The sequence below is a fragment of the Myxacorys sp. genome, from assembly GCF_059501405.1.
Window position 1 is genome coordinate 24,792 of sequence record NZ_JCACCM010000100.1, and the last position, 1,154, is coordinate 25,945.

A 1,154-nucleotide genomic window follows, 5' to 3' on the forward strand; every position below is an offset into this window, starting at 1 on the left:
GGTGCAGGCTACTGTTTAGAGCTACCGGGTGAAGGCGCTCAAGAAGAGAATCTATCGTCCTCGATCGCAGGATAAAGGTTAGTCTGTGGTCACAACGCAAAGCATGCCATTTCCCAAGTAGGGCGATAGGTTTCTGCTACTTTATGGGTTAAATGACAAGGTAGATGTCAACCCTTAGTCGAGTATGCAGCAATCGGAATTGAAAATTGCTCTCCTAATTGATGCAGACAATGCTCCCGCTTCAAAAGTCTCAGCCATTTTGTCTGAAATCGCAAAATACGGAGTTGCGAACATTCGTAAGGCTTACGGGAATTGGAAGAGGCCTGCAATGAAGTCTTGGGAGGACTGTTTGCATGAGTGTGCTATTCGCCCTGTGCAACAGTTTGACTATACAAAAGGAAAGAATGCGACTGATGCAGCAATGATTATTGACGCTATGGATTTGCTGTATACGCAGCATCTAGATGCCTTTGCAATAGTGTCTAGTGATTGTGACTTCACTCCATTGGTAATGCGTATTTTGACCAACGGCTTAAAAGTGTATGGATTTGGTGAAGCGAAAACCCCTCTCCCCTTTGTCTCTGCTTGTTCTACATTTTTGTACTTGGAGAAGCTCAGCCAAGCCAGAGAATCTAAGCCTTCTGAGAACCTTGCGGATGCAAAGAAACCTACCAGCGAGTTGAAGAAGTCTACACCTGCCAACGAGTCCAAGAAGTCTACGAAAGAATTGAAACAGTGCAAGGCATCAGCCACAAAAAATACTGCAAAGCAATCCGCAGGGGCGAGGAAATCTACAAAGGAGTTGAGACAAGACACCAAATTGGTTGCGCTGCTCAAAAGTGCTGTCGCTGACACTCAAGATGACACTGGCTGGTCGAAACTTGCTCAGATCGGGAGCCACCTGTCCAATCTAGCCTCGTTTAATCTACGTGACTATGGATACGCTAAGCTAAGCGATTTACTTAAAGCAATTGACTTATTTGAGATTCAACGAAAAGATAAAACGGTATTCGTAAGAAACAAGCAGAAAAGCAGTATTAGCAAGGCTCTTAGCGCGTAGAAGCCATTTGATATTCATGCAAACTTGAGCCAGATGTTTCTAGGTTGTGTTGATAATTGTGTGAAGTTGGGCTGAATACGCTAAACCTAAACCG

The 1,154-nt window shown here is 44.4% G+C and carries 1 protein-coding gene; it reads left to right on the forward strand.

What is annotated here, in order from left to right; genetic code table 11:
• Positions 1-184: 184 nt before the first annotated feature.
• A complete protein-coding gene (locus AC5I6P_RS12515; protein WP_495694095.1) occupies positions 185-1,060 on the forward strand; it encodes an NYN domain-containing protein in 876 nt (291 codons plus the stop codon).
• Positions 1,061-1,154 lie beyond the last annotated feature (94 nt).